The organism is Dethiosulfatibacter aminovorans DSM 17477 (assembly GCF_900142005.1).
Lineage (GTDB): Bacteria > Bacillota > Clostridia > Tissierellales > Dethiosulfatibacteraceae > Dethiosulfatibacter > Dethiosulfatibacter aminovorans.
Window position 1 is genome coordinate 330,145 of the sequence record NZ_FQZL01000005.1, and the last position, 26,249, is coordinate 356,393.

Sequence of the window (26,249 nt, forward strand, 5' to 3'; positions counted from 1 at the left end):
AATAAAAAGAAAAATAGGAGGTACAACTATGGCAAAGGTAGTTGTTTATTCAAGTAATACATGTCCTCACTGCGTCTCTGCAAAGGACTATCTTAAGGAAAAGGGCGTGGAATTCGAAGAAAAGAATGTGTCAACGGACATGGAAGCAAGAAAAGAGCTTATGGGCATGGGATATATGGGAGTGCCTATAATAATGGTAGACGATGAAGTTGTTGAAGGATTCAACAGAGCAAAACTTGACGAGCTAGTGTAGGTGTCGCCATGGATTTTAACATAACACCGGGACTTAAGTTCCAGACGGAAAATATTGTTGAGCACAAGGATACTGCAGCAGCCATTGGAAGCGGCTTCGTTGAGGTTCTTTCGACTCCGATGATGATCGCCAATATGGAGGGTACATGTGCAGCTTGTGTGAAGGACTACCTTCCCGAAGGATTCAGCACGGTTGGAACACATGTCAATGTCAGCCACAAGGCTGCAGTCAATCTGGGAGAAAGCTACAAGACGGAATGCGAACTTATAGAGGTCGACAGGAAAAAGCTTGTCTTCAAGGTGAGGACATTTGTGGATGAAAAGACTATCGGCGAAGGTACACATGACAGATTCATAATCGACGTATCCAAATTCATGAGCAAATAGACATCGGGAGAATCCTATGATAGACAATATTGCAGATGAGATCATTGTGACGGGTTATGCAAAGCTTCCTTCCAACATCACGGCGAGGAAGCTTTACGAGGTCATAGCTGTGGCCCTGCTGGTGAAGACCCAGACTGGTGAGATCATCGAAGCCGACTGTACCCTGTCCACAAATCTTGCAAAGAAGTTCACCAACGACATGTTGAAAGGCAAATGCCTGAGCGACATAGATGACATTGAATATACAATTGATACTGCTTATTTCGGTTCCGCGAAGAAGGCAATAAAGACTGCCGTGCAGAACTGCAAGAAAAGATTCGATTCCCTCATGGATGACGAAGATTGACAATATTTTATCAAATAATTGACAAAATCAGATTAATGGTATATTATAAGAACATAAAAGAATATCCTATTTATTCGTGGTAATAAGATTTCCCCTTATTTCTAAGCGAGTGATGCACGGTTAATGGCATTCTATGCCTTTATTCGTGCTTTTTTTATTCTATTGGTTAATTTTAAATGGAGGTGTCCAGAGATGGATAAAAGAATCAGATGCAGTGAACTTGAAAGCAAGATTGTAAGTGCTGAAGAAGCGGCTTTGTTGGTTAAGGATGGAATGGTAGTTGGTGCCAGCGGTTTTACACCTGCAGGATATCCCAAGGCTGTGCCTCTTGCCATAGCGGAAAGAGCTGAAAATGGGGAAAAACTGGGGATAACACTGATAACGGGAGCATCAGTAGGCGATGAACTGGACGGAGCGCTGGCAAGAGCAGGGGTTGTCAGGAAAAGGTATCCATACCAGACAAATAAAAGTATGAGAGACAGCATCAATGCAGGAGAAATAGCATATGCAGACATGCATCTCAGTCATGTTCCTCAGTGGATAAAGTACGGCTACTTTGGAAACATAGATGTTGCAATCGTTGAAGCTGTAGCAATTACTGAAGACGGGGGAATAGTACCTTCCACTTCAATAGGGAACTCAAATGTACTGGTAGATATGGCAGACGTTGTCATAGTTGAAATAAACACATCCCAGCCTGAATCACTGGAAGGTATCCATGATATATACAGTCCTGCAAATCCGCCTCACAGGAAGCCGATACCAGTTCTTAATCCTGAAGACAGGATAGGGACTACATATATTCCATGCGACCCGGAAAAGATCAAGGCTATAGTATACTCGGACATTACAGATAAAACAAGGGGAGTAACACCCATAGACGAGGATTCAAAGAAGGTTTCAAAATTCATAATAGATTTCCTGAAGGATGAAATCAAGGCGGGAAGAATGCCTGAAAAGCTGCTTCCTCTGCAGTCTGGAGTGGGTAGTGTTGCAAATGCAATCCTTGGTGGACTGTGTGAATCGGATTTCGAAAATCTCAACATATATTCGGAGGTTTTGCAGGATTCAGTTCTGGATCTCATCGACTGCGGAAAGGTAGATGTTGCGTCTGCTACATCACTAACCATATCACCGGAAAGGCTCGATGATTTCTATGAGAATTTCGACAAGTACAGGGACAAGATAATACTGAGGCCTCAGGAAATAAGCAACAATCCTGAAGTAATAAGGAGACTTGGAGTTATTGCGATGAACACTGCAATAGAATTTGACATCTATGGCAATGTAAACTCCACAAATGTTAATGGTGTAAGGATGATGAACGGTATAGGAGGTTCAGGAGATTTTGCTAGAAATGCCTACCTGACAATATTCATCACAATGTCAACTGCCAAGAACGGTACGCTTTCAAGCGTGGTTCCTTTCGTAAAGCATGTTGACCATACGGAGCATGACGTGCATGTGGTAGTAACGGAGCAGGGAATAGCGGATCTTAGGGGATTATCACCAAAAGAAAAAGCAATAACCATAATAGAAAATTGCGTTCATCCCGATTTCAAGGAGGAGCTTATGGAATACTATGAAAACTCGTTGAAAGAAAGCTCCCATCTGCATACGCCTCATGATCTCAGCAAGGTTTTCGCAAAAAAAGAGGCTGCAAAAGCCGACTAAAACGCAATGGAAATGCAAGATTTAAAAAAAATAAATCATTTTTGCAATAAAACTTGCATTTTTAAATAATTAACTATATATTAACTATATATTTAGTATGTAAAAACGTACTTTGGAGGTAAAATTTTATGTTTAATGATGAGAAACTGGGAATCTTGTCAGAAGAAAGAAAAAACTGGGAAGAAAAAACTTTGGGAAAATCTCTAGCGAGAGGACCTGAAAGAAAAGAGGAATTCACAACTGGATCTGGAGACAGCATAAACAGACTTTATACGCCTGAAGATATTGCAGACATGGACTTCATGAATGAAATAGGCTATCCTGGACAATACCCTTACACAAGAGGCTATCAGCCTACAATGTACAGGGGAAGACTGTGGACTATGAGAATGTATGCAGGTTTTTCAACTGCAGAAGAGTCCAACAAAAGATACAAGTATCTTGTTGACCAGGGATCTACAGGTCTTTCAGTAGCATTCGACCTCCCAACACAGATTGGATACGATTCAGACCATGAACTGTCGCAAGGTGAAGTAGGTAAGGTTGGAGTTGCAATAGACTCGCTTGCAGACATGGAAATACTTTTCGACGGCATTTCACTTGACAAGGTAAGTACATCAATGACAATAAACGCACCGGCATCCGTACTTCTTGCAATGTACATTGCAGTTGCGGAAAAGCAAGGTGTTTCAGCAGATAAACTTAGAGGAACAATCCAGAATGACATCCTGAAGGAATACATAGCAAGGGGAACTTACATATTCCCTACAGAGCAGTCAATGAGACTTATAACAAACATATTCGAATACTGCTCGCAAAACGTTCCAAAATGGAATACAATCAGTATCTCCGGATACCATATAAGAGAAGCAGGATCAACTGCGGCACAGGAAGTAGGATTCACTCTTGCTGACGGTATTGCATATGTTGAAGCTGCAATCAAGGCGGGACTTGACGTTGACTCATTTGCACCTAGACTTTCATTCTTCTTCAACGCTCACAACGACCTGCTTGAAGAGGTTGCAAAATACAGGGCCGCAAGAAGACTTTGGGCGAAGATCATGAAGGATAGATTCGGAGCTACCAATCCTAAGTCAATGATGCTTAAGTTCCACACACAAACCGGTGGATCTACACTTACGGCTCAACAGCCTGAAAACAATATCGTAAGGGTTGCAATTCAAACTCTTGCAGCTGTACTTGGCGGTACTCAATCATTGCACACAAACTCAAAGGACGAGGCTCTTGCACTTCCAACTGAAGATTCAGTTAGAGTCGCACTTAGAACCCAGCAGATAGTTGCTCACGAAAGTGGAGTTACAAATACTGTTGATCCTTTGGCAGGTTCATACTATGTAGAAGCCAAAACAAATGAAATCGAAGAAAAAGCCATGGAATACATCACTAAGATCGATGAGATCGGTGGAGCTCCAAGAGCTATAGATGCGGGATACATCCAGCAGGAAATAACTGATGCTGCATACAAGTATCAGATGGAAGTTGAAAGCGGCGAAGTAATAGTTGTTGGAATGAACCAGTTCAAGATCGAAGAGGAAGCTCCTAAGGGACTTCTCAAGGTTGATCCTATCGTTGGTGAAATGCAGAAGCAGAAGCTTGTTGACCTAAGAGCCAAGAGAGACAACGAAGCAGTTCAAGAGAAGCTTGCAGCTCTTAAAACTGCCTGTGAAGGAACTGACAATGTTATGCCTCTCATTCTTGATGCTGTCAAGGAATATGCAACTCTTGGAGAAATCTGTGGAGTTATGAGAGAAGTATTTGGCGAATATGAACAAAGCGTAATGCTTTAGGATTGAGTATTAGGAGGAAAAACTACAATGAGTAAACCAATTAGAGTATTAGTTGCCAAGCCTGGTCTTGACGGACATGACAGAGGAGCGAAGATGATCGCTAGAGCTCTTAGAGATGCAGGTATGGAAGTTATATATACAGGACTTAGACAGACACCTGAGCAAATAGTGGCTGCAGCAATCCAGGAGGATGTTGACGTAATAGGAATGAGCATCCTTTCAGGAGCTCACAACCACCTTTTCCCAAAGGTAATCGAGCTTCTTAAGGCTCAGAATGCAGACGATATCCTTGTAATCGGCGGAGGAGTTATTCCTGAAGACGATATTCCAGGACTTCTTGAAGCTGGAATAGCTGCAGTGTTCACACCTGGAACACCGACTTCGGAGACTGCTGAATTCATAAAAGCAAACGTAAAAAACTAACAACAGAAGTACTAATTAAACATTAAGGCGATGATGATTTAATGGAATTAATTGAAAGAATGTTGAATGGAGACAAGCGGGCCTGTGCCCGCCTAATCTCTATTGTAGAGAATGACTTGGATGAGTCGGAAGAAGTAATAAGAAAAATATACAAGCATACAGGCAATGCCCATGTAATCGGTATTACAGGTCCTCCGGGAGCCGGTAAAAGTACCCTTACGGACAAGCTTGTGAAGCTTCTAAGGAAGCATGACAAGAAGGTTGGAATAATAGCTGTTGACCCTACAAGTCCCTATTCCGGAGGAGCCATTCTTGGCGACAGGATAAGGATGAATGACCTTGCCCTTGACCCCGGCGTATTCATAAGGAGTATGGGAACGAGAGGCCATCTTGGCGGACTTGCAAAGGCTACCAGGAACACAGTAAAGATTTTAGATGCATACGGATGTGATTATATAATAATCGAGACCGTAGGAGTTGGCCAGTCAGAAGTTGACATAGTCAAGGCTGCAGATACTGTTGTAATGGTATCGGTACCGGGCCTTGGAGACGACATACAGTCCATAAAGGCCGGAGTAATGGAAATAGGCGACATCTTTGTAGTCAACAAAAGCGATATAATGGGAGCGCAGAGGACTGCCACTGAGATCAACATGATGCTTGACCTCAACCAGAACATGGATAGAAGGCCTCCCGTTGTCATGGTGACAGCCAGCAAGAATGAAAACATAGACAAGATGTACCATGAAATTGAAAAGCACTATTCCTACATGGAAGTGGAAGGGATACTTGAAGAAAGAAGAAAGCTGAATTTGAAAAGGGAGCTTGTAGAACTTGTCGAAGAGCAGCTCAGAAAAGTTGTTCTCAGGGAAACCGACAACAACGGAGAAATGGACAATGCTTCAAGCAAACTTATGAAGAAGGAGACTGACCCCTTTACGGAAAGGGATTTGCTTCTTTCAAAGATAATTTAGCAGTAAAGAAAATCATAACTACAACGACAATTTGTAGCTGAAGGCTACTGCAGATAAACATAAAAACAAAAATGAGGAGAATTATAATGGTAAAAAAAGTAGACCATATAGGTATTGCAGTCAAGAATCTTGAAGAAACCCTCAAGTTTTATCAAGAAGTAATGGGACTTGATCTTGCAGGAACAGAAGTTGTGGAAGAGCAGAAGGTAAAGGTAGCTTTCCTTCCAATAGGAGATACTGAGGTTGAACTTCTTGAGTCTACAGATCCTGACGGACCTATCGCAAGATACATAGACAAGAAGGGTGAAGGAGTCCAGCACATAGCCTACAGAGTAGACGACATTGAAGCAGCAATAGCTGAAATGCAGGAAAAAGGCGTAAGAATGATAGACGAGAAGCCAAGATACGGAGCAGGCGGAGCAAAGATTGCTTTCTGTCATCCAAAGTACACTGCAGGAGTTCTTGTAGAGCTTTGTCAGAGAGACTAGTAGACTAAGAAAATTTGAAGATCAGTGAATACAAGAGAAATTGGGCCTCTGGGATTTGTTTTCCGGGGGTCTTTGCCTTTTTGAGCTTTTGCCTTATGAATTATATTGATGTATAATGGAGTGAATCTTACGATGGGTTATATTTTGGTAAATCCTGTATTTTAAGGACAGATAAACGATAAAGAGGCGAAGTCATGATAAAAACAAAAAGTAAAAACAATTCCATCATAGGATACTTTAATCTTGGCTTGTGCATTATGCTGTGGGGTGCAATTCCGGTTGTTTCAAAAAAAGCCATGATTGATATTGACAATATCCAACTGCTGTTCTATTCTACTGTTTTTTCAACTTTGATTCTGGGATTTATGGTTGTTTGGGAAAGAAAGTGGAAGGTGATAAAATCATACAAGGTTTCCGATTACCTGCACATGGGCAGTCTCGGCTTTTTAGGCAATTATCTGTATTATATTTTTCTATATGGAGCACTGGCAAGAACAACGGCTTCAGAAGGATTTATAATAGCATATATGTGGCCCATTTTCGTCATGGTGCTCTCTTTTGTCATACTCAAGGAGAAAGTGACAGGAAGCAAGATATCAAACATTGCCATAAGCTTTCTGGGGATGATAATAATAGCTACTAATGGTAATATATTAAGTATGGAGTTTACCAACCCATACGGTGATTTTCTGGCTATTTGCGGAGCTTTTGTATTTGCGCTCTATTCTGTTCTTGGAAAAAAAGTGGAATATGACAATACCTTCAGTGTGTTCATATATTTTCTAACTGCCTTGATTTTTTTAATACCTACCATGATTATGACTGTGGGATTTGCCTTGCCCCAAGGAGGAGTCTGGATTTGGATAATTTTAAACGGTTGCTTTGTAAATGGAATAAGCTATGTATTTTGGTTTAAGGCACTGGAGCATGGAAGGACGGAAATAATTGCAAATTTGCTGTATTTGACTCCATTTGTTTCCTTGATCTACATTAGTTTATTTCTGGATGAAAAAATCCTGGCGAGTTCAATTGTCGGTCTGATAATAATAGTTTCGGGAGTAGTCAATCAGTATCTAATGAGCAGAAACAAGTATCATGGACAGGTTGATATTGCAAAAAAATAAAAAAGCTCCGGAAATCCGGAGCTTCAGTTTAACCTTCGTTGAGACTCTTTAAGAGTTCTTCCAAATCTATACCGTGAACTGCAGCGGCCTGTTCGAGAGATTCCATCTGTGAAGAAGGGCATCCTATGCATCCCATGCCGTATTGAAACAGTATCTCGGCAGCTTCAGGCTTTTCCCTTAATAATTGGCCTATCATAGTGTCTTTAGTGATTGCCATGGCAAATCCTCCTTTGTATTGTTTAATTAATTATAATATATATGAAGTTATAAAGTCAAAAGGTATTGCGGCGGTTACATAAATATTTCGTAAAAATATTCATTATTGGCAATTGCCATTATCCCGTGTCGGTGAAAAAAATTAAATAAAATTAATATGTCGGAAAATGGATTATCTTGATTGACAGGGCAGTCTATATTATGTATAATGTTAAAGCTACGTTAATTTGTAGTATTATTTAGTCGTGGAAAGGTGACCGAGTGGCTGAAGGTGCACGCCTGGAAAGCGTGTTGTCGGGAAACCGGCACAAGGGTTCGAATCCCTTCCTTTCTGCCAACGATCGTGCTAGACGGGGTGTTAGCGGTACCTTGTTGCCCGCAATCCGCTATAGCGGGGTTGAATCCCCTTATTAGGGATTGTAGGGTCTGGTCTGCCCCCGGCAAGTGATGTTGATAATTTGGTCCTGCGCAATGGAATGCTGTGAACCCCGTCAGGTCAGGAATGAAGCAGCGGTAAGCGGATTTTTTCATGTGCCGCAGGTAATCCGGGTTTGAGTTAACTACCAGGGTAACGCGGGTCTTGCTTTTTCGAGTAAGGGTGCACGATCTAAAAAAACACATGTACATATGTACGTGTGTTTTTTTATTATTATTCGGTTGAATCATCTTCAGGCTCGTAGGGTTTATCTTCTGAATCAAAATGCTGAAGATGAGACAGTCTTTTTCTCATGTTCAGATGATTTTTCGTTCCGGCAATTCCTATGTAAAGACCAAGGGGGATAAGGAAATAGCCGATATACTGTATTAATGGTGTATCGGAAAACTTGATAAAAGATGCGCCGGAAACTATCAAACTCAGTGCCGTTCTTATGTAGGCTAGAAAGGTTCTTTCATTAGCCAGTACGGTCCTGTCCGTTGCCAGGTGATCCCTCAGTATCATGTCTTCCCTGTTGTAGCAGGTATATTTTTTCAAATTGAATCCTCCTCCAAACCAATAGTTAATCAATATGAATCAATATTTTTAAAATTCTCAGGACATGGAGTCCCCAAATTACCGGTCAGTTGAAATATTTCGACCGATTAATAAAAAACAATATATCACAAACAATAAAACGAGTCAAGCAAACTGCAAAGCACAAGGCTTTAGGTGAATTTGTTAAATGAAAACTTTCATAGGCAGGATAGAGCAACTATGTTGCGTTAGACTCGAAGAGGATAATATCGCCGAAGAAAGTTAACCGATAAAATAAAATCGAAACGTTTCAAGCGATTTTATAATAATGAAAACTTTCATAGGCAAAGATTGGTGGATTGTGTCTTGATTATAGCGGTATATTTGATATAATAAATAAGATACGAAAAAGGGTGGTGCAATATGTCACATCAGGCTATTTACAGAAAATACAGACCCAAGACCTTCGACGAGGTTGTAGGTCAGGACCATGTAACGGAAACACTCAAAAATCAAATAATGAGAGATTCGACCGCCCATGCATATCTGTTTTCAGGCATAAGGGGGACGGGCAAGACTTCCACGGCCAAGATATTTGCAAGAGCCGTCAACTGCACAAACAACACAGATGGAAACCCCTGCAATGAATGTGAAACGTGTCTCAGCATACTGTCCGAAAGGAATATGGACGTAATAGAGATGGATGCCGCTTCAAACAACAGTGTGGAGGACATCAGGGATCTGAGGGAGAAGGTGAAGTTTTTGCCGTCACAGAGCAGGTTCAAGGTGTATATTATCGATGAGGTCCACATGCTTTCAAAGGGAGCATTCAATGCCCTTCTTAAGACTTTGGAGGAGCCTCCTGAGCATCTTTTGTTTATTCTGGCGACTACGGAGCCCCAGAAAATACCGGCCACCATACTGTCAAGATGTCAGCGCTTTGATCTGAAGAGGATATCCGTTGGCGACATGATGAGTGCCATGAAGGAAATCTGCGATGATATAGGAATTGAAGCAGAGGAAAATGCGCTGAGGATGATTGCAAACAGTTCCGAGGGAGCCCTGAGGGATGCTCTTTCAATTCTGGACAGATGCCTTGTTTACAGCGTTGACAAGATAACATATGAAGATGTAGTGACACTTCTAGGAACAGTCAACTACAATACAATAATAAGATTTACCGATATTCTTATAGAAAAAGACATCAAGGAGCTGTTGACGGTACTTGATGAAATACTATCCCAGGGTAAGGAAATAACCTTGTTTCTGGAAGGCCTTATAGAGCATTTGAGAAACCTTCTAATACTAAAGTCCGTAGAGGACGGCCAGAGCTTTGTGAATACAGGCGAAGATGCCATAAAGCTTATGAAGGGCCAGAGCATGAAGGTGAGCGTCGACGACAACATAAGGTATATAGAGGAGCTTTCCGAAACCTTGGCCCTTTGCAAGAGGGCGGTAAACAGCAGGATACTCCTTGAAACGAGCCTTATCAAGCTACTTAGCACAAAAACGGCGGCTGCAGTTGAAACTGTATATATAGAAAGACCGGTTGTAGAAACCCAGCCAAAGGATACTGTAAATGAGCCGCCAGCGAAACGGAACACAGACCATGGGGCTGGTGATGAGGCTGCTGCAAGTCAAAGTGTTCTTGTTGAAGAACCGGTAGTATTGTCAGGGGATGATGCCGAAATCCTTAAACAGGTACAGGAAAACTGGGGCCTTATACTGCAGACAGTAAAGAAGCAAAGGATAAGCCTCAATGCAATAGTCAAGGAGTCACAGCCATACAGGGTTGTAAAGGGAGAAGTGATTTTAAGATTTGCAGAACAATATACATTCCATCTGAACAGGGCAAATGCCAAGGAAAGTATAGCGTTTATGGAGCAGGTCTTTAAAAATATATTGAAAAAAGATTTGAAAGTTAGATTTATAATCGAAGACTCAAAAAAAAAAGAGTCTGATGAGGAAATAAGAAAGAAAATCAATGAGAAGGCTTTTGAATTATTTGGAAAAGACAAAGTGAAAATTATCGATTAAACAAGGAGGTCATTATGGCTAAAGGAAGAAGAATGCCCGGAGGAATGGGCGGTAATATGAACAATATGATGAAACAGGTACAAAAAATGCAGAAGCAGATGGGCGAGATGCAGGCTGAACTGGAAACAAGGGAAGTTGAAGCCACTGCGGGCGGCGGAGCAGTAAAGGCTGTAGTAAATGGAAAGAAGGAGCTTGTAAACATAGAGATCCAACCTGAAGTTGTGGATCCCGATGATATTGAAATGCTTCAGGACCTCATAATCGCAGCTGTAAACGAGGCGGTTAAAAAGGCTGAAGAGATGATGGAAAAGGAAATGGGCAAGATCACCGGAGGAATGAATATTCCAGGAATGTTCTAGTCGGGTTTAAATATGGAACAATATGCGGCACCAATCAACAAGCTTATTGAGGAAATGTCAAAGCTGCCGGGAATAGGCAGGAAGACGGCCCAGAGACTTGCCTTCCACATATTGGATATGAGAAACGATGATGTCGTCAAACTTGCCCAGTCTATTGTGGATGCAAAGAAGTACATAAAGTTTTGTTCCGTTTGCGGGAACATGACTGACAAGGACCCGTGCAGCATCTGCAGCAACGTAAAGAGGGATGAATCCGTCATTTGTGTTGTGGAGGATGCAAGGGATGTTGCCGCCATGGAGAGAACCAGGGAATTCAAAGGATATTACCATGTACTTCACGGTACCATATCTCCAATAGACGGCATAGGACCTGACGATATCAATATCAAGGGGCTCATAACACGCCTTGATGAGAAGGTCAGCGAGATAATACTAGCCACCAATCCTACCATCGAAGGGGAAGCCACAGCAATGTACATATCAAGGCTTGTGAAGCCCATGGGCATAAAGGTGACTAGAATTGCCCACGGAATACCCATTGGAGGAGACATAGAGTATACCGACGAGGTGACCCTTGTCAAGGCTCTAGAGGGCAGGACTGAAATATAATAGATAATTTAGGATCCGGACAATTTTATGATTGTCTGGATTTTTTATTTATATGACGTTCAAGGTAAAATCTTTTCCACGAACGTTCACCTAAAGTCCAGTCTTATGAAGTCCTCTATAAGTTGTATCATTTTTATAACCGGTGATTATTTTTTTTGATCATGATAACGATTCCACAAAGAAACACATAAAAAATATTAAAAAAATTTAATGTTTCGTGAAAATGTTACCATTTTGTAAATATTAAGTCTTACAACAAATCTTGATTTAATTATCCAAGAAAATGCATAAAAAAACCATTTGAAATATTTATTAATTTATGCTATATTAACTGCAATACAAAACAACAAACTTACAAAACGGAAGACTTAAATAATGTTAACGCAAAAACGAACGAATAACATTACAAAAAACAAAAAGTTCGCTAAAAGAGCATAATGCTTAACTAACACTTAAAAAACAACTTTTCTTAAATTTTATATTAACAACAATTATTCATAATATATTCTTTTTATCAATAAATTATTCAATTTTACTTTAACTATACAATTTTATCAAAACAGCATAAAACTTGTCATAATCATTTGTTACTATTTTCTACAATTACAGATAAAGATTTAGCGCTTTATACTTATTGTATTTCCATATAAACATATATAGATATTTTCCGGAATCAATGATTGCCGGATAATATAAATAAATATATTTTAAAGAGGGATGGTGTTCAAAATGAGACAGATAGCTATTTATGGAAAAGGTGGTATAGGAAAATCAACAACCACACAAAATCTTACAGCTGCATTGGCTGAAATGGGAAACAAAATCATGATTGTAGGGTGTGACCCCAAAGCAGACTCAACAAGACTGATTTTGAACGGATTGGCACAAAGGACAGTTCTTGACACTCTTCGTGAAGAGGGAGACGACATTGACCTTGATGAAATTCTGAAGGAAGGATTCGGAGGAATCAAATGTGTTGAATCAGGCGGACCGGAGCCAGGAGTAGGTTGTGCAGGTAGAGGTATCATAACTTCAATTAACATGCTTGAATCATTGGGAGCATATGAAGATGACCTTGACTATGTATTCTACGACGTTCTTGGTGACGTTGTGTGCGGTGGATTTGCAATGCCGATACGTGAAGGTAAAGCGGAAGAGATTTACATAGTTGCATCCGGAGAGATGATGGCAATGTATGCTGCAAACAATATATCAAAAGGTATACTTAAATTTGCTGACACTGGTGGAACAAGACTTGGTGGAATAATCTGCAACTCGAGAAAGGTAGACAACGAATTCGAAATGCTTAAGGCTTTTGCTGAGGAGCTTGGAACTCAACTGATACACTTCGTACCAAGGGACAATGTTGTTCAGAGAGCGGAAATAAACAAGAAGTCAGTAATAGATTTCGATCCTAAGGATCCTCAGGCTGATGAATACAGGACTCTTGCCAAGGCGATACAGGATAACGAAATGTTCGTAATACCAAAGCCTATGACTCAGGACAGACTTGAAGAGATATTGATGCAATATGGATTTTTGGGTGCATAATAAAATAGAAGGAATGGAAATAATTCACGCCGGCAAGCATTGAGATTATTTCCATTCCGGGTAAGCGCAGCAAGTGGCGACATTGACGTCGTCTTTGCATAGCTCATTTTATTGTACCAAAAAACAGATTGTTTATCAAATAAAGATTGTATCCATAGAGAAAAACAAAATATATAAAATTATAAAGAGATATGAAATATTGAATTTAATCGGAGGGATTTATTATATGAAGATGATAAGAGCGATTGTAAGACCGGAAAAGTCATCCATTGTTCTAAGTGAACTCAGCGATGCTGGATATCCGGCTGTGACTAAGATGGACGTAGTTGGAAGAGGAAAGCAAAGGGGTGTCAAGGTGGGAGATGTGAGATACGACGAGATACCCAAGGAGCTTCTGATAATGGTTGTTGAAGATCAGTTTGCAGATGAGGTGGTTGGCATAATCTCCAAGAACGCAAAGACAGGAGAAGGTAAGTACGGAGACGGAAAGATATTCGTAACGGAAGTGGAAAATGCCTATACTGTAAGCTCAGGAAAACCGGGACTCTAGGAGGTGCTCTGTGAAAGAGATAGCTGCAATAATAAGGATGAACAAGATAGGAGATACCAAGCAAGCGCTTATGGAAGCCGGTTATCCTGCATTCACTTGCAGAAAGGTATTCGGAAGGGGCAAGCAAAAGGTAGACTATGAAATCATTGAGAACTTGATTGAAGGCTCCATGGCACCAAATGTGGCAGAGCCGGAGGTTATGGAATCAATAACAGAAAACTACAGGCTCATAGCCAAAAGAATGTTTTTTCTTGTAGTTGACGATGAGGATGTTGACAAGGTGGTTGACATCATAATCAAGGAAAACAAGACGGGCAACATGGGAGATGGCAAGATATTCATATCGAATATAGAGGAAGCTGTACGAATCAGGACGGACGAAAAAGATCATGCAGCAATCGTATAAAAAAATCGTATAAGAAAGAGGTGATAATATGTCGGAATTGAAAAAAAATGCAGATAAATTCCTAGATGATTTAATGGAAGTTTATCCTGCCAAGGTAATGAAAAACAGGAAAAAACACGTAGTAGTGAAGGAAGGGGCAGGACAGGAAATAGCGGCAAACACTAGAACCGTACCCGGTATAATCACAAACAGAGGCTGTTGTTATGCAGGCTGTAAGGGTGTTGTAATAGGTCCGATAGTTGACATGGTTCACATAGTACACGGTCCTGTAGGTTGTGCCTACTATGCATGGGGTACCAGAAGAAACAAGGGTAAAGCACGTGAAGGTGGCCAGAATTTCCTCAATTATTGCTTTACAACTGATATGCAGGAAAGTGACATAGTATTTGGTGGAGAGAAGAAGCTTAAGAAGGCAATAGAAGAAGCAGTAGAACTCTTCCAGCCAAAGGCCATATCCATTTCAGCAACATGTCCCGTAGGACTTATAGGTGACGACATTGATGCAGTGGCAAGGGAAATGTCTGAAAAGACCGGTGTGAAGATATTGTCTTTCAACTGTGAAGGATACAAGGGAGTAAGCCAGTCTGCAGGTCACCATATCGCAAACAACAAGCTAATGAAGGAAGTGGTAGGAACAAACGACTCTCCAGTTGGAAAATTTTCCATAAATCTACTTGGAGAATACAACATCGGTGGAGATGAATGGGAGATTTCGAGAGTTCTTTCAAAGATAGGATATAATCTAGTAACTACAATGACGGGAAATTCAACTATAGATGAAATAGCCAATGCGCACAAATCGGATCTCAACGTTGTTCAGTGTCACAGATCAATCAACTACATAGCAGACATGATTGAGGAAAAATATGGTCTAAACTGGCTGAAGGGTAACTTCATAGGAGTTGAAAACTTTTCAAAGACATTAAGAAACATTGCCAGATATTTCGGTGATGAAGGTCTTATAGCAAGGACAGAAGAAGTTATTGCTGAAGAGGTTGCAGAAATCAAAGATACTCTTAATAGTGCGAAGGAAAAACTTAACGGAAAAACTGCAGTTCTATATGTAGGAGGTTCCAGAGCAGACCACTACCAAGGGCTATTAAGAGAAATAGGCATTGAGACAATTGTTGCCGGATATGAGTTCGGTCATAGAGACGACTATGAAGGAAGGGATGTCATTCCATACATCAAGCTTGATGCAGATACAAGGAATATTGAAGAGATAACGGTTGAAAAGGATGAAAAAAACTATTCTTTAAGAATTCCTGCAGACAAGGTTGATGAGCTTAAGAAAGAAATGCCAATCGCAGACTATGAAGGACTTATGAAGAACATGGCAGATGGAAGTCTTATAATCGACGACCTCAACCACTATGAAACTGAAAAGATCATAGAGATACTCAAACCGGAATTTTTCGGTTCGGGAATCAAGGACAAATATATTGTACACAAAATGGGAACTTATTCCAAGCAAATGCACTCTTACGACTATGCCGGTCCTTATGCCGGTTTCAAGGGGGCTGCAAACTTTGCAAAAGACGTGGAGGCTGGAATACTTACTCCGGCATGGAGCTATCTTACTCCACCATGGAACAAGGAGCCCCTATTAAAAGGAAAAGTGGAAGGAGTTGAAGAAGCATGCTAGATTATACAAAAGGCGAATATAAAGAGAGAAGTGGTCTAAAGGTAAACCCTGCAAAAACATGTCAGCCTGTAGGCGCCATGTATGCAGCACTGGGAATTCACAGATGTCTTCCCCACAGCCACGGCTCCCAGGGATGCTGTTCCTACCACAGGATGCATCTCACAAGACACTACAGGGATCCAATCGTGGCATCTACAAGTTCCTTTACAGAAGGAGCTTGCGTATTCGGAGGAAAATCGAACCTCAAGAATGGTCTGCTGAATGTATTCAACATATATAATCCTGATGTAGTGGCAATAAACACTACTTGTCTTTCAGAGACAATCGGAGACGATATAGGTGAGATAGTAAGGTCTACAAATGTTCCCGAAGGAAAAACTGTCATTTATGCAAATACGCCAAGTTATCAGGGATCACATGTAACGGGTTTCTCCAACATGTGCAAGGCTATGGTTACGCACCTGGCTGAAAATACAGAAGAAAAGAAATCCGATACAGTAACCATTTTTCCAGGATATGTAGAACCAAGTGACATGATGGAAATGAAGAGAATGGCTGATTTGATGGGAATCAAATACACCATGTACCCAGACACCAGCAAGGTTGTTGCAACACCTAATACGGGTAAATATGAAATGTATCCCGAAGGTGGCGCTAAAATAGAGGATATAAAAGAATCAGGTAATTCCATGGCTTCAATAGCTCTTGGAAAGTTTTCATCTGAAGCGGCTGCCTACGAGCTTGAAAAGAAGTGCGAGGTGGAACCTTTCATAATGAAGGAGCCCATCGGAATCAAGGCTACAGATGAATTCGTAATGAAAATGCTTGAACTTAACGGTGGAACGATGTCTAAAGACCTTGAATATGAAAGGGGACAGCTTGTAGATATTATGGTGGATGTCCACAATCACTATCACGGAAAGAAGGTTGCGATTTTCGGAGATCCTGACATAATCACTGCGATGACTGAATTCGTCATAGACCTGGGAATGATACCTACTCTTGTTCTTACAGGAACGCCTGGCAAGGCTTTCGAGAAGGAAATCCAGAAGATGTTTGACGAAGCCGGTCTTGCAGACAGCAAGGTGATGGCAAGCGAGGACCTTTTCTCTTTCCATCAGCTTATCAAGGAAAATCCTGTTGACCTTATAATAGGAAATACCTATGGAAAGCATATTGCACGTGCTGAAGATATACCTCTCGTAAGGGTGGGATGGCCAATACTTGACAGAATCGGCCACGGATACTTCCCGATAGTGGGATACAAGGGTGCGCTGAGAATAATCGAGAAAATTTCCAATGCACTTCTTGACCATTATGACAGAACATGCAGCGATGAGGATTTCGAACTGGTACAGTAATGTAATTGAGACAAAGAAAAAACAGACAGCGTGCAGTCCCTATGGGCTGCACCTGTCAAACAAATTAACAAATCATAGAGGTTGGTGAACAATATGTTGGCAAAAAAATTCAATGGAATGATAGAAGAAAGGAAAGATTTCATAATGGAAAAATCCGGCGGCAGCCAAAGGGATATCAAATGTGAAGAAAACAGTCTTGCTGGAGTTGTCAGTCAGAGAGCCTGTGTGTATTGTGGAGCAAGGGTTGTCCTGAATCCAATAACAGATGCCTATCATATAATTCACGGACCCATTGGATGTGCAAGCTATACCTGGGATTTGAGGGGAAGCCTTACAAGTGGCGTAGAAACCTTCAGGACCAGTTTTTCAACGGACTTGAGCGAAACTGATATAGTGTTCGGCGGAGAGAAGAAACTTGCTGGAGCAATAAGCGAGATTGTCGAGAACTATGATCCAAAGGTAATTTTCGTCTATTCAACCTGTGTTGTCGGTGTCATAGGAGATGACGTTGATGCGGTTTGCAGAAAAGCTGAAGAGAAATACAACATAAGGGTAATACCTGTCAAGTCTACAGGTTTTGCAGGAAACAAGTCAAGCGGTTACAAGGCAGCATGTCATGCAATCATGGATCTCATGGGAGAGCCCAAGGAAAAAGTAGAGGGAAACAAGATAAACTTCCTTGGTGATTTCAATCTTGCAGGTGAATTGTGGATAAACGAAGGATATCTCAATAAGATGGGTGTCGAAATCATATCAAGGTTTACAGGAGATTCGACATGCCAGGAGCTTCAAGAGGCATCGAGGGCAAAACTGAACATAGTGCAGTGCGCCGGCTCAATGACCTATCTGGCAAAGATGATGAAGGAAAAATATGGAATTCCCTTTATCAATATCAGTTTCTACGGTCTTGAAGACATAGAGGATACACTGAGGAAAATAGCATTTGCTCTTGGAGACGTAGAAGTTATAGAAAAAGCAAAGAAGCTTATTAACGAAGAACTACCGAAGACAAAAGAAATCATAAATGAATATAGAGAAAGGCTGGAAGGCAAGAAGGCTGCCATTTACGTAGGAGGTGGCTTCAAGGCTATCTCGCTTATCAAGCAGTTCAAGGAATTGGGCATGGAAATAGTAATGGTTGGTACTCAGACCGGAAAGCAGCATGAATACGAAAATATTAGAGAGCTTTGCGACGAAGGCACTATCATCCTTGATGATGCGAATCCCGCCGAACTTGAAGCGTTCATGAAGGAAAAGGGAGCGGATATTCTGGTTGGCGGCGTCAAGGAAAGACCTCTTGCATATAAACTTGGAGTGGCATTTTGTGATCATAATCATGAAAGAAAGCATCCACTGAACGGTTTTGTTGGAGCTGTGAACTTTGCCAGGGAAATCGACCTTACAATCAACAGTCCCGTCTGGAAATACATCAGAAAGAAAGCAGGTGAATCATATGAGTAACAAAAACATTAAAAACCTTGATGTGAACCCATGCAAGATGTGCATGCCCATGGGTGCTTCCATAGCATTCAAGGGAATTGAAAACTCCGTAGCCATGATACACGGTTCCCAGGGATGCAGCACTTACATCAGAAGGCATATGGCTACTCACTATAACGAACCTGTTGATATAGCCTCATCTTCCCTGAATGAAAAACAGACCGTATACGGCGGTGTAGACAACCTCAAGAAAGGTCTTAAGAATGTTATCAGAATTTATAATCCAAAGGTTATAGGAATTGCAACAAGCTGTCTTGCAGAAACAATAGGTGAAGATATAAACAGGATTGTCAAGGAATTTGCTGAAGAGGAAAATATCAAGGATACCGTCTTTGTACCGGTGACTACACCGGGATACGGCGGAACACAGTATGAAGGATACTTTCTGGCATTGCGAAGGGTTCTGGAAGTCCTTACGGAAGAGTGCGAAAAGCACAACAAGATAAACATCGTTGCAGCAAACATATCTCCCGGAGACATGAGGAGAATCAGGGATATGCTGGAAAGCATGGATGTTGGGTTCACCCTCTTCCCAGATACAGGAAAATCACTGGATGGTGGATTTACAAAGGAATATACAAAAATAAGCAGCGAAGGAACCAAAATAGAGGATATAAAAAAGATGGGTGGAGCTGTTGCAACCATTGAAATGGGAATGCTCCTTAGCGAAAAAAATTCCCCTGGCAAGTTCCTGGAGAATGAATATGACGTTCCCCTTTACAAGTGTCCCGTTCCCATAGGTCTTGAAAATACGGATGAATTTTTAAGTCTAATAGAAAAGGTCAGCGGCAAGAAAATGACTAAGCGTCTTGTAGAAGACAGGGAAAGGATGCTGGACGGCATGATAGATTCCCACAAGTACAACGGTGAAGGCCGTGCAGCCATATTCGGGGAACCGGAGATTGTATACAGCATAACAAAACTTTGTATAGAAAACGGCATATTCCCTGCAGTTGTGGCAACAGGTGCCAAGGTATCCGGACTGAATGACCTGTTGAGAATTGCAGGCAAGCAATTCAGGGAAAAATCCATAGTGATGGATGATGCGGATTTTGACAAGATAAAAGAAAAAGTGATTCTGATGGGAGCTAACATACTCATAGGACATTCCGACGGAAAGTTCATAACTGAAGACGAAGGAATTCCATTGGTAAGAGTCGGTTTTCCAATTCACGACCAGATCGGCGGCCAGAGAAAGGTCACCGTTGGATATGATGGTTCCATGAATTTCATCGATCAGATAACCAATGCATTGCTTGATGAAAAACACAGAGTGTACAGAAAGAAAATGTACAACAGCTACTATATAGGAAGGGGATAAATTATGAAGAATAACGTATCGGATATAGTTTTGGAAAAAATAAAGAGACACCCCTGCTACAACAGCAAAGCCCACGATTATGCCAGAATGCATATACCTGTGGCTCCAAAATGCAACATACAATGCAACTACTGCAACAGAAAATACGATTGCGTCAATGAGAGCAGGCCTGGTGTAACAAGCGGTGTACTGTCTCCTGAGGAAGCAGCAGCAAAATACACTTATGTAAAGGAAAATATCAAGAACCTGTCAGTAGTAGGCATAGCAGGACCTGGAGATGCACTTGAAAACTTTGAGGAAACAAGGAAGTCAATAGAACTGATCAAGGAAACAGATGAAGATGTAATATTCTGCATGTCGACAAACGGCCTCAGGCTGCCTGAATATGCAGAGGAAATGATTTCTCTGGGCGTAGAGCATGTGACTGTAACAATGAATGCAGTGGATCCTGAAATAGGAGCTAAGATATATGAGTTTGTATACGACGGAGAAAAGAAACTGACGGGCATCGAAGGTGCATCCCTTCTTTTGGAAAGACAGCTTGAAGGTATAAAAATCCTGGTTGAGAACAATATTCTCTGCAAGGTGAATATCGTATATATCAAGGGCGTAAATGACCACCACATTGAAGAGGTTGTCAAAAAGGCCAGGGAGCTGGGTGTATTCATGACAAATATCATGCCTCTTATCCCTACCAAGGACACTAAGTTCGAAAGCATTTCTCCTCTTCCTGGATCGGAACTGAAGGAAATGAGGGACAAGTGCGGACAACACATCAAGCAGATGTACCATTGTCAGCAATGCCGGGCTGATGCCATAGGTCAGTTGAAAAACGACCGTTCAAGTGAGTTCAGGTCATTCGGCTGTGCAATGAGAGACAAGATGGCTTAACAAAAATAGAAAACAAATACCAGGAGGAAATATTATGGAAAAGTTGAAACATCATATATTTGTGTGCAACAGTGCTAGAATGAACGGAGAGGTGAAGGGAGTTTGCAATTCAAAGGAATCTATAGAAATAATTCAGAACTTTGCAGAAGAAATCAGCGACCGCGAGCTTGATGCTGAGGTAATGGTGACGAGCACGGGTTGTCTGGGATTATGTACTCAAGGTCCCGTAGTCATAGTGTATCCGGAAGGGGTATGGTACGGAAAGGTTACTCCTGATGATGTGGAGGAAATTGTGGAATCCCATATCGAAGGCGGTGAAATTGTAAGTCGTCTGGAAATATAGGATGCAATAATTTTTATAGCCTGGGAAAGTTGAAACTGTCAACCCAGTTATTTTGAGTAATGAAAATAATAAAGAGGTGAGGTCATGAATGATTTTTATATTGTTGATACTACTTTACGAGATGGAGAACAGACAGCCGGTGTTGTATTTACTAAGGAAGAAAAACTATTATTAGCTGAAATGCTTGACAAGGCGGGAGTACACTGCATAGAGGCGGGAATTCCTGCAATGGGCAAGGAGGAGCAGGATTGCTTCAAATCAATAATGGATCTTGGTCTCAAGGCGGACATAATCGCGTGGAATAGAATGAGCAAGCGGGATATAAATGCATCGCTTGAATGCGGAGCAAAGCATATCCACATTTCTGCGCCTTCCTCTGACATACATATTGAAAACAAGCTTGGAAAGTCAAGGGAATGGGTCATAAGAAGAATACAAAGATGCGTTTCATATGCAGCGGAAAACGGGGCTTTTGTGACAGTCGGTCTTGAGGATGCTTCGAGATCGGATATCAACTTTGTAATTGAAATGTTCAACAAGGCTGTTGAGGCTGGAGCCACCAGAGTGCGATATGCTGATACGGTAGGGTTACTCAATCCGCTATCCGCATATGAGATTATGAGCGAAATAAAAGCCAGCTTCAAGGGAGACATTGACTTCCACGGACACAACGATTTTGGGATGGCTACTGCAAATTCACTGAGCGCCTACAAAGCCGGTGTTAATTACATCAGTTGCTGTGTAAACGGTCTGGGAGAAAGAGCAGGCAACACTTCCTTTGAAGAAATAGTCATGACTCTCAAGTATCTGGAAAATTGCAAAACGGATATTGATATAAGAGCATTCCAGGATCTTTCCAATGCCGTTCAGAATGCATCGGGCTTCGAAATAAACTACGGCAAGCCCATAGTCGGCAGGAATATATTTTCACATGAATCCGGGATACACGTAGACGGCATGATTAAAGACAGAAGAACCTACGAAGTCTTCCATCCTGAAGAATTGGGCAGGAAGCATGAGATTGTAGTAGGAAAATTTTCAGGAACAGCGGGCATAAAATACAGGCTCAAGGAGCTTGGATTTGTTGTTGAAGACGACCAGGCAAATAAGATCATGCGTGACCTGAGATCCATGTATGCAAGGACAAAAAACATCAATGTAGACAAGTTTCTGATCAATGCTTCAATAAAAAGAAATGCACAAATAACTGCTGTATAGTTATTTGAAAATATTGAGAGGAGGCAGAAATGAAAAATGGGAAAGGGCTTGAAAAAGCAATTAATTTTTTGATTATATTTTTAATAATTGCATTTTTGACATCTTGTACAGGAGGGGAATCTGCAGATGTTGCTTTGGAACCTGAAAAAGAGATAATGGTTTCTGCAGCAGCAAGCCTTACGGAGGCGGTCACGGAAATCAGCGAAAACTTCCAGGAGGAAACAGGAATAGAAGTGGTTCTGAATTTTTCTTCTTCAGGGTCCCTGCAAAAGCAGATTGAAGAAGGCGCTCCTGCAGATATTTTTCTATCGGCGTCAAAATCAAAAATGGACAAACTGGAGGAAAAAGACCTTATTGATGCAGAGTCTAGAAAGGACTACTTGAACAACCATCTTGTACTCATAGTTTCGGAAGAGTACAAGGACGAGATAAAGAGTATTGAAGATCTTCTTGAGTCGGGGCTTAAGCTTAGTGTGGGAGAACCGGAGTCTGTTCCGGCGGGGAAATATGCAAAGCAGTCCCTTGAATATTACGACATGTGGGACAAGCTTGCGGGACAAATGGTATATGCCAAAACTGTAAAGCAGGTGGCACAATACGTTGAAAGCGGTGATTCACCTGCAGGGATTGTGTATATGACGGATACGACCCTGTTGAAACACAGTTACGTAAACAAGGTATTTGATGATGAGTCTCATACGCCCATAGTATATCCTCTTGCAATAATAAGGGACAGCAAGAACAAGGACATGGCAGAGGAATATATTGAGTATCTCCAGAATGGAGAATCCAGGTCGATATTTGTGAAATACAATTTTGAACCTTTGTTCTAGGGAGCCCGTAAAGCAAAAGAAAGTTAATTTGAAAGGAGATTCATTATGGTTGCTGACTTGATTTTGTTTTCATTTAAAATCGCTTTTATATCGACAATCTTCACATTTGCGCTGGGATTGTTCTTTGCAAGAATATTTACAAACAACAACTTTAGAGGTAAAGGGATACTGGAAGTTATGATTATTCTTCCCATGGTTATGCCTCCAACAATAACCGGGTATGCACTCCTCATATTTATGGGAAGGAGAATGTTTTTAGGAAAACTATTCTATAGTATTTTTGGTTCGACCATAATATTCACTCCTGTTGCCGCCTGCATAGCGGCAATCATAGTATCCCTTCCTCTAATGTATCAGAGCTGCAAGGCTGCACTCATAAATATAGACCAGTGCTATATTAATGCTGCAAGGACCATGAAGGCTTCTGAAAGAAAAATATTCTGGAAGGTTGTCCTTCCTCTTGCATGGCCTGGAATAGTCAGCGGCATAATTTTGTCCTTTGCAAGGGCTCTAGGGGAATTCGGAGCAACCCTTATGGTTGCCGGAAATATTCCCGGAAAAACCCAGACTATTCCGACAGCGCTGTATTTTGCAGTGGAAAATGGAAATACGGCAGTTGCCAATACATTGCTTGGCATTGAGGTTGTTTTCAGCTTCCTGCTGGTGTTTGGCCTGAATATATGGCTTAAGAAGAAAAACTACAATCTTGTAGAATTCTAGAAGCGGAGGTGAGGGAATGATAAATGTAGAAATTAAAAAGAATCTGTTCTATTTTGACCTCGATGTCAATTTTGACTTGAACAAAGAGGTTCTTGTACTGAAGGGCCCCTCCGGGTCAGGAAAGACTACAGTCCTGAACTGTATTGCAGGCCTTGACAAGCCCGATAGCGGCATCATAAGAATAGACGATGAAATAGTATATTCTTCAAGAAATAAAATAGACTACCCTGCAAGGGACAGGAATATTAGTTATGTCTTTCAGAATTTTGCATTGTTTCCCCATATGACGGTTTTCGAGAATATTCTCTTCGGCGTTGACAAAAGAAAGAGGGAGGATCTTGACTACGTTCGCAAACTTATGGATATATTCGGGATAAGCCATCTGAAGGACAGGAAATCCAATTGCATCTCCGGAGGAGAAAAGCAAAGGACCGCCCTTGCAAGGGCCTTGGCTACCAAACCTCACATTCTCCTTATGGATGAGCCCTTCAGCTCCCTTGACGTAAAAATCAAGTCCACCCTCTATGACGAGTTTCTTGAATTGAAAAACTCCCTTGATATAGGAGTGATACTAGTCACCCACGACCCCCATGAAGCAAAGGTGTTGGGTGACAGGATAGTGAACATAAAGGAAGGTTCCTGCATCTATGATATATCCGCAAGAAAGAGCCGGCTTGTCAAATAGGCTTTCCCATTTCGCATACTAAATAGGATTTTAGGGTATAAACGTAACAAATGGAGGTGCGAATATGGAAAAATTTTGTCAAAGTTGCGGCATGCCTATGGACCAGGACCCTGAAAAGGGCGGAACCAACAAGGACGGTACAAAGAATGATATGTATTGTAGTTACTGTTATGAAAATGGCGAATTCAAAGATGATTTCACAGAAGCATCGCAGATGGTCGAATTCGTAAAGGGTAAGTTGGCTGAAAAGGGAATGGGCAAGATCAAGCAGAGTTTGTACACCAGCCAAATCAAGAAACTTAAGCGTTGGAAATAATGTAGTCATAATAGTTTTTCATGAAGCGGGCGCAGTCTTGCCAGGATATGATTTCTGGCAGGACTGCGCTTCTATTGTATCCTATGAGATTAGTCCACTTTGTGTATCTGGGTTACGAACACAATGGAAATCTGTACTTGATTTAAAAACAAATATAGGGTATTATATTATTGAAAGGATTTGTTATTGATGTTTTCAAATATAAATTGAGGTGATTGTTGTATGAATGGAAAAATGGATGCTCTTGTCAAAAAGTACAGGAAACCCGGATTGTGGCTTGAAAAAGTGGATATTCCAAGTTTGAAGTATGGAGAAGTGATGGTCAAGATTCACAAGACTGCCATATGCGGTACGGATGTACACATATACAATTGGGATAAGTGGTCTCAGGAAACCATACCGGTTCCAATGACCATAGGACATGAGTTTGTTGGAGAAATAGTTGAACTTGGACAGGGGGTAGTGGATCTGCATGTGGGGGATATAGTTTCAGGCGAAGGGCATATTGTCTGTGGCAAGTGCAGAAACTGTCTTGCGGGAAGGAGGCACCTTTGCAAGGATACCCAGGGTGTAGGTGTCAACAGGACGGGGATATTTTCTGAATATGTTGCCCTACCAGCATCTAATATATGGGTGCCTCATGGGAATATTCCCGAAGATATAATAAGCATATTCGACCCTCTTGGAAATGCGGCACATACAGCCTTGTCCTTTGACCTTCTGGGAGAAGACGTGCTGATAACAGGAGCGGGTCCCATAGGTGCAATGGCGGTGGCAATTGCCAGGCATGCGGGAGCAAGGTTCATTGTGGTATCCGATGTCAATCCATACAGGCTTGCACTTGCCAAGAAGATGGGTGCAGACAGGGTTGTAGATGTTACAAAGGAAAAGCTGTCGGATGTTTTGAATGAGCTTGACATGGCTGAAGGATTTGATGTAGGTCTGGAAATGTCTGGAAATGGAAGTGCCTTCAATGATATGATAGACTTGATGGTACACGGTGGCAAGATAGCCATGCTTGGAATACAAGCCGAGGGTACTGTCATTGATTGGAACAAGATAGTATTCAACGGACTTCAAATAAAGGGAATATACGGAAGAGAAATGTATGAGACATGGTACAAGATGAATTCCATGCTTCAGACAGGTATGGATGTTTCATCAATAATAACCCACCATTTTCACTATACCGACTACGAAAAGGGATTTGAAGCCATGAGAAGCGGACAGTCAGGCAAAGTGATACTGGAATGGGAATAG

Annotated in this window: 29 protein-coding genes, 1 tRNA gene and 1 other RNA gene; 29 read left to right on the plus strand and 2 right to left on the minus strand. The window is 41.4% G+C overall.

The window, feature by feature from the left end; genetic code table 11:
• The first annotated feature begins 28 nt into the window (after positions 1–28).
• From BUB05_RS03190 to BUB05_RS03230, 9 genes are all read left to right on the plus strand, one after another.
• The gene (locus BUB05_RS03190; RefSeq protein ID WP_073047011.1) at positions 29–253 is read left to right on the plus strand and encodes a glutaredoxin family protein; all 225 of its coding nucleotides are present in this window, start codon (positions 29–31) and stop codon (positions 251–253) included.
• An 8-nt stretch (positions 254–261) separates the two neighbouring features.
• Complete coding sequence (locus BUB05_RS03195; RefSeq protein ID WP_073047014.1) at positions 262–639, plus strand: thioesterase family protein; 378 nt, start codon at positions 262–264, stop codon at positions 637–639.
• Between the two features lie 16 nt (positions 640–655).
• Entirely contained in the window at positions 656–985 is a 330-nt protein-coding gene (locus BUB05_RS03200; protein WP_073047017.1) for a DUF3870 domain-containing protein, read from the plus strand.
• Positions 986–1,177: 192 nt separating this feature from the next.
• Positions 1,178–2,659, plus strand: a complete 1,482-nt coding sequence (gene scpC, locus BUB05_RS03205; protein ID WP_073047020.1) for a succinyl-CoA:acetate CoA-transferase ScpC — start codon at positions 1,178–1,180, stop codon at positions 2,657–2,659.
• 128 nt (positions 2,660–2,787) lie between these two features.
• Positions 2,788–4,467 (plus strand): acyl-CoA mutase large subunit family protein, encoded by a 1,680-nt coding sequence (locus BUB05_RS03210; protein WP_073047022.1) that lies wholly within the window; start codon positions 2,788–2,790, stop codon positions 4,465–4,467.
• Positions 4,468–4,494: 27 nt separating this feature from the next.
• On the plus strand, positions 4,495–4,890 hold the full coding sequence (locus BUB05_RS03215; protein WP_073047025.1) for a cobalamin B12-binding domain-containing protein: 396 nt from the start codon (positions 4,495–4,497) through the stop codon (positions 4,888–4,890).
• Between the two features lie 41 nt (positions 4,891–4,931).
• Positions 4,932–5,864, plus strand: a complete 933-nt coding sequence (gene meaB, locus BUB05_RS03220; RefSeq protein ID WP_073047028.1) for a methylmalonyl Co-A mutase-associated GTPase MeaB — start codon at positions 4,932–4,934, stop codon at positions 5,862–5,864.
• A gap of 86 nt (positions 5,865–5,950) precedes the next feature.
• Positions 5,951–6,352, plus strand: coding sequence for a methylmalonyl-CoA epimerase (mce, locus tag BUB05_RS03225; RefSeq protein ID WP_073047031.1), 402 nt, complete (start codon positions 5,951–5,953; stop codon positions 6,350–6,352).
• 194 nt (positions 6,353–6,546) lie between these two features.
• Positions 6,547–7,476, plus strand: coding sequence for a DMT family transporter (locus tag BUB05_RS03230; protein ID WP_073047033.1), 930 nt, complete (start codon positions 6,547–6,549; stop codon positions 7,474–7,476).
• Between the two features lie 28 nt (positions 7,477–7,504).
• On the opposite strand, the gene BUB05_RS03235 is transcribed toward BUB05_RS03230, so the two are convergent.
• Complete coding sequence (locus BUB05_RS03235) at positions 7,505–7,693, minus strand: DUF1858 domain-containing protein (RefSeq protein ID WP_073047036.1); 189 nt, start codon at positions 7,691–7,693, stop codon at positions 7,505–7,507.
• A gap of 246 nt (positions 7,694–7,939) precedes the next feature.
• Between BUB05_RS03235 and BUB05_RS03240 the strand changes: the two genes are divergently transcribed.
• Positions 7,940–8,029, plus strand: a tRNA-Ser gene (locus BUB05_RS03240).
• Between the two features lie 4 nt (positions 8,030–8,033).
• An RNA gene (gene ffs / locus BUB05_RS03245) (signal recognition particle sRNA large type) lies at positions 8,034–8,298 on the plus strand.
• Between the two features lie 43 nt (positions 8,299–8,341).
• Here ffs and BUB05_RS03250 read toward each other — a convergent pair.
• The gene (locus tag BUB05_RS03250; protein ID WP_245819725.1) at positions 8,342–8,665 is read right to left on the minus strand and encodes a DUF202 domain-containing protein; all 324 of its coding nucleotides are present in this window, start codon (positions 8,663–8,665) and stop codon (positions 8,342–8,344) included.
• 402 nt (positions 8,666–9,067) lie between these two features.
• On the opposite strand from BUB05_RS03250, the gene dnaX reads away from it, so the two are divergent.
• The 18 genes from dnaX to tdh all read left to right on the plus strand — a co-directional run bounded on the left by dnaX (position 9,068) and on the right by tdh (position 26,249).
• Positions 9,068–10,681 carry a DNA polymerase III subunit gamma/tau gene (gene dnaX / locus BUB05_RS03255; RefSeq protein ID WP_073047039.1) on the plus strand — a complete coding sequence of 538 codons (1,614 nt, stop codon included), beginning with the start codon at positions 9,068–9,070 and terminating at the stop codon, positions 10,679–10,681.
• A 14-nt stretch (positions 10,682–10,695) separates the two neighbouring features.
• Positions 10,696–11,040: a YbaB/EbfC family nucleoid-associated protein gene (locus BUB05_RS03260; RefSeq protein WP_073047042.1), complete on the plus strand. Its 345-nt coding sequence runs from the start codon at positions 10,696–10,698 to the stop codon at positions 11,038–11,040.
• Positions 11,041–11,052: 12 nt separating this feature from the next.
• Positions 11,053–11,649 carry a recombination mediator RecR gene (recR, locus tag BUB05_RS03265; RefSeq protein ID WP_073047045.1) on the plus strand — a complete coding sequence of 199 codons (597 nt, stop codon included), beginning with the start codon at positions 11,053–11,055 and terminating at the stop codon, positions 11,647–11,649.
• Positions 11,650–12,378: 729 nt separating this feature from the next.
• On the plus strand, positions 12,379–13,200 hold the full coding sequence (gene nifH / locus BUB05_RS03270; RefSeq protein WP_073047220.1) for a nitrogenase iron protein: 822 nt from the start codon (positions 12,379–12,381) through the stop codon (positions 13,198–13,200).
• 226 nt (positions 13,201–13,426) lie between these two features.
• Complete coding sequence (locus BUB05_RS03275) at positions 13,427–13,750, plus strand: P-II family nitrogen regulator (RefSeq protein WP_073047048.1); 324 nt, start codon at positions 13,427–13,429, stop codon at positions 13,748–13,750.
• 10 nt (positions 13,751–13,760) lie between these two features.
• On the plus strand, positions 13,761–14,156 hold the full coding sequence (locus BUB05_RS03280) for a P-II family nitrogen regulator (RefSeq protein WP_073047051.1): 396 nt from the start codon (positions 13,761–13,763) through the stop codon (positions 14,154–14,156).
• A gap of 28 nt (positions 14,157–14,184) precedes the next feature.
• The gene (gene nifD / locus BUB05_RS03285; protein ID WP_073047054.1) at positions 14,185–15,801 is read left to right on the plus strand and encodes a nitrogenase molybdenum-iron protein alpha chain; all 1,617 of its coding nucleotides are present in this window, start codon (positions 14,185–14,187) and stop codon (positions 15,799–15,801) included.
• Positions 15,795–17,162: a nitrogenase molybdenum-iron protein subunit beta gene (gene nifK, locus BUB05_RS03290; protein ID WP_073047056.1), complete on the plus strand. Its 1,368-nt coding sequence runs from the start codon at positions 15,795–15,797 to the stop codon at positions 17,160–17,162. Before nifD ends, nifK begins: the two co-directional genes overlap by 7 nt.
• 93 nt (positions 17,163–17,255) lie before the next feature.
• Positions 17,256–18,623: a nitrogenase iron-molybdenum cofactor biosynthesis protein NifE gene (gene nifE / locus BUB05_RS03295; RefSeq protein ID WP_073047058.1), complete on the plus strand. Its 1,368-nt coding sequence runs from the start codon at positions 17,256–17,258 to the stop codon at positions 18,621–18,623.
• Complete coding sequence (locus tag BUB05_RS03300; protein WP_073047062.1) at positions 18,616–19,983, plus strand: nitrogenase component 1; 1,368 nt, start codon at positions 18,616–18,618, stop codon at positions 19,981–19,983. Before nifE ends, BUB05_RS03300 begins: the two co-directional genes overlap by 8 nt.
• 3 nt (positions 19,984–19,986) lie before the next feature.
• A complete protein-coding gene (nifB, locus tag BUB05_RS03305) occupies positions 19,987–20,874 on the plus strand; it encodes a nitrogenase cofactor biosynthesis protein NifB (protein WP_073047064.1) in 888 nt (295 codons plus the stop codon).
• Between the two features lie 34 nt (positions 20,875–20,908).
• Positions 20,909–21,217 (plus strand): 2Fe-2S ferredoxin, encoded by a 309-nt coding sequence (locus BUB05_RS03310; RefSeq protein WP_073047067.1) that lies wholly within the window; start codon positions 20,909–20,911, stop codon positions 21,215–21,217.
• Between the two features lie 84 nt (positions 21,218–21,301).
• On the plus strand, positions 21,302–22,435 hold the full coding sequence (nifV, locus tag BUB05_RS03315; protein ID WP_073047069.1) for a homocitrate synthase: 1,134 nt from the start codon (positions 21,302–21,304) through the stop codon (positions 22,433–22,435).
• A 29-nt stretch (positions 22,436–22,464) separates the two neighbouring features.
• The gene (modA, locus tag BUB05_RS03320; RefSeq protein ID WP_073047074.1) at positions 22,465–23,268 is read left to right on the plus strand and encodes a molybdate ABC transporter substrate-binding protein; all 804 of its coding nucleotides are present in this window, start codon (positions 22,465–22,467) and stop codon (positions 23,266–23,268) included.
• A gap of 45 nt (positions 23,269–23,313) precedes the next feature.
• On the plus strand, positions 23,314–23,988 hold the full coding sequence (gene modB, locus BUB05_RS03325) for a molybdate ABC transporter permease subunit (protein WP_073047077.1): 675 nt from the start codon (positions 23,314–23,316) through the stop codon (positions 23,986–23,988).
• Between the two features lie 16 nt (positions 23,989–24,004).
• Entirely contained in the window at positions 24,005–24,673 is a 669-nt protein-coding gene (locus tag BUB05_RS03330) for an ATP-binding cassette domain-containing protein (RefSeq protein WP_073047081.1), read from the plus strand.
• Positions 24,674–24,737: 64 nt separating this feature from the next.
• Positions 24,738–24,989: a zinc ribbon domain-containing protein gene (locus BUB05_RS03335; protein ID WP_073047084.1), complete on the plus strand. Its 252-nt coding sequence runs from the start codon at positions 24,738–24,740 to the stop codon at positions 24,987–24,989.
• 234 nt (positions 24,990–25,223) lie between these two features.
• Positions 25,224–26,249 carry an L-threonine 3-dehydrogenase gene (gene tdh / locus BUB05_RS03340; RefSeq protein ID WP_073047222.1) on the plus strand — a complete coding sequence of 342 codons (1,026 nt, stop codon included), beginning with the start codon at positions 25,224–25,226 and terminating at the stop codon, positions 26,247–26,249.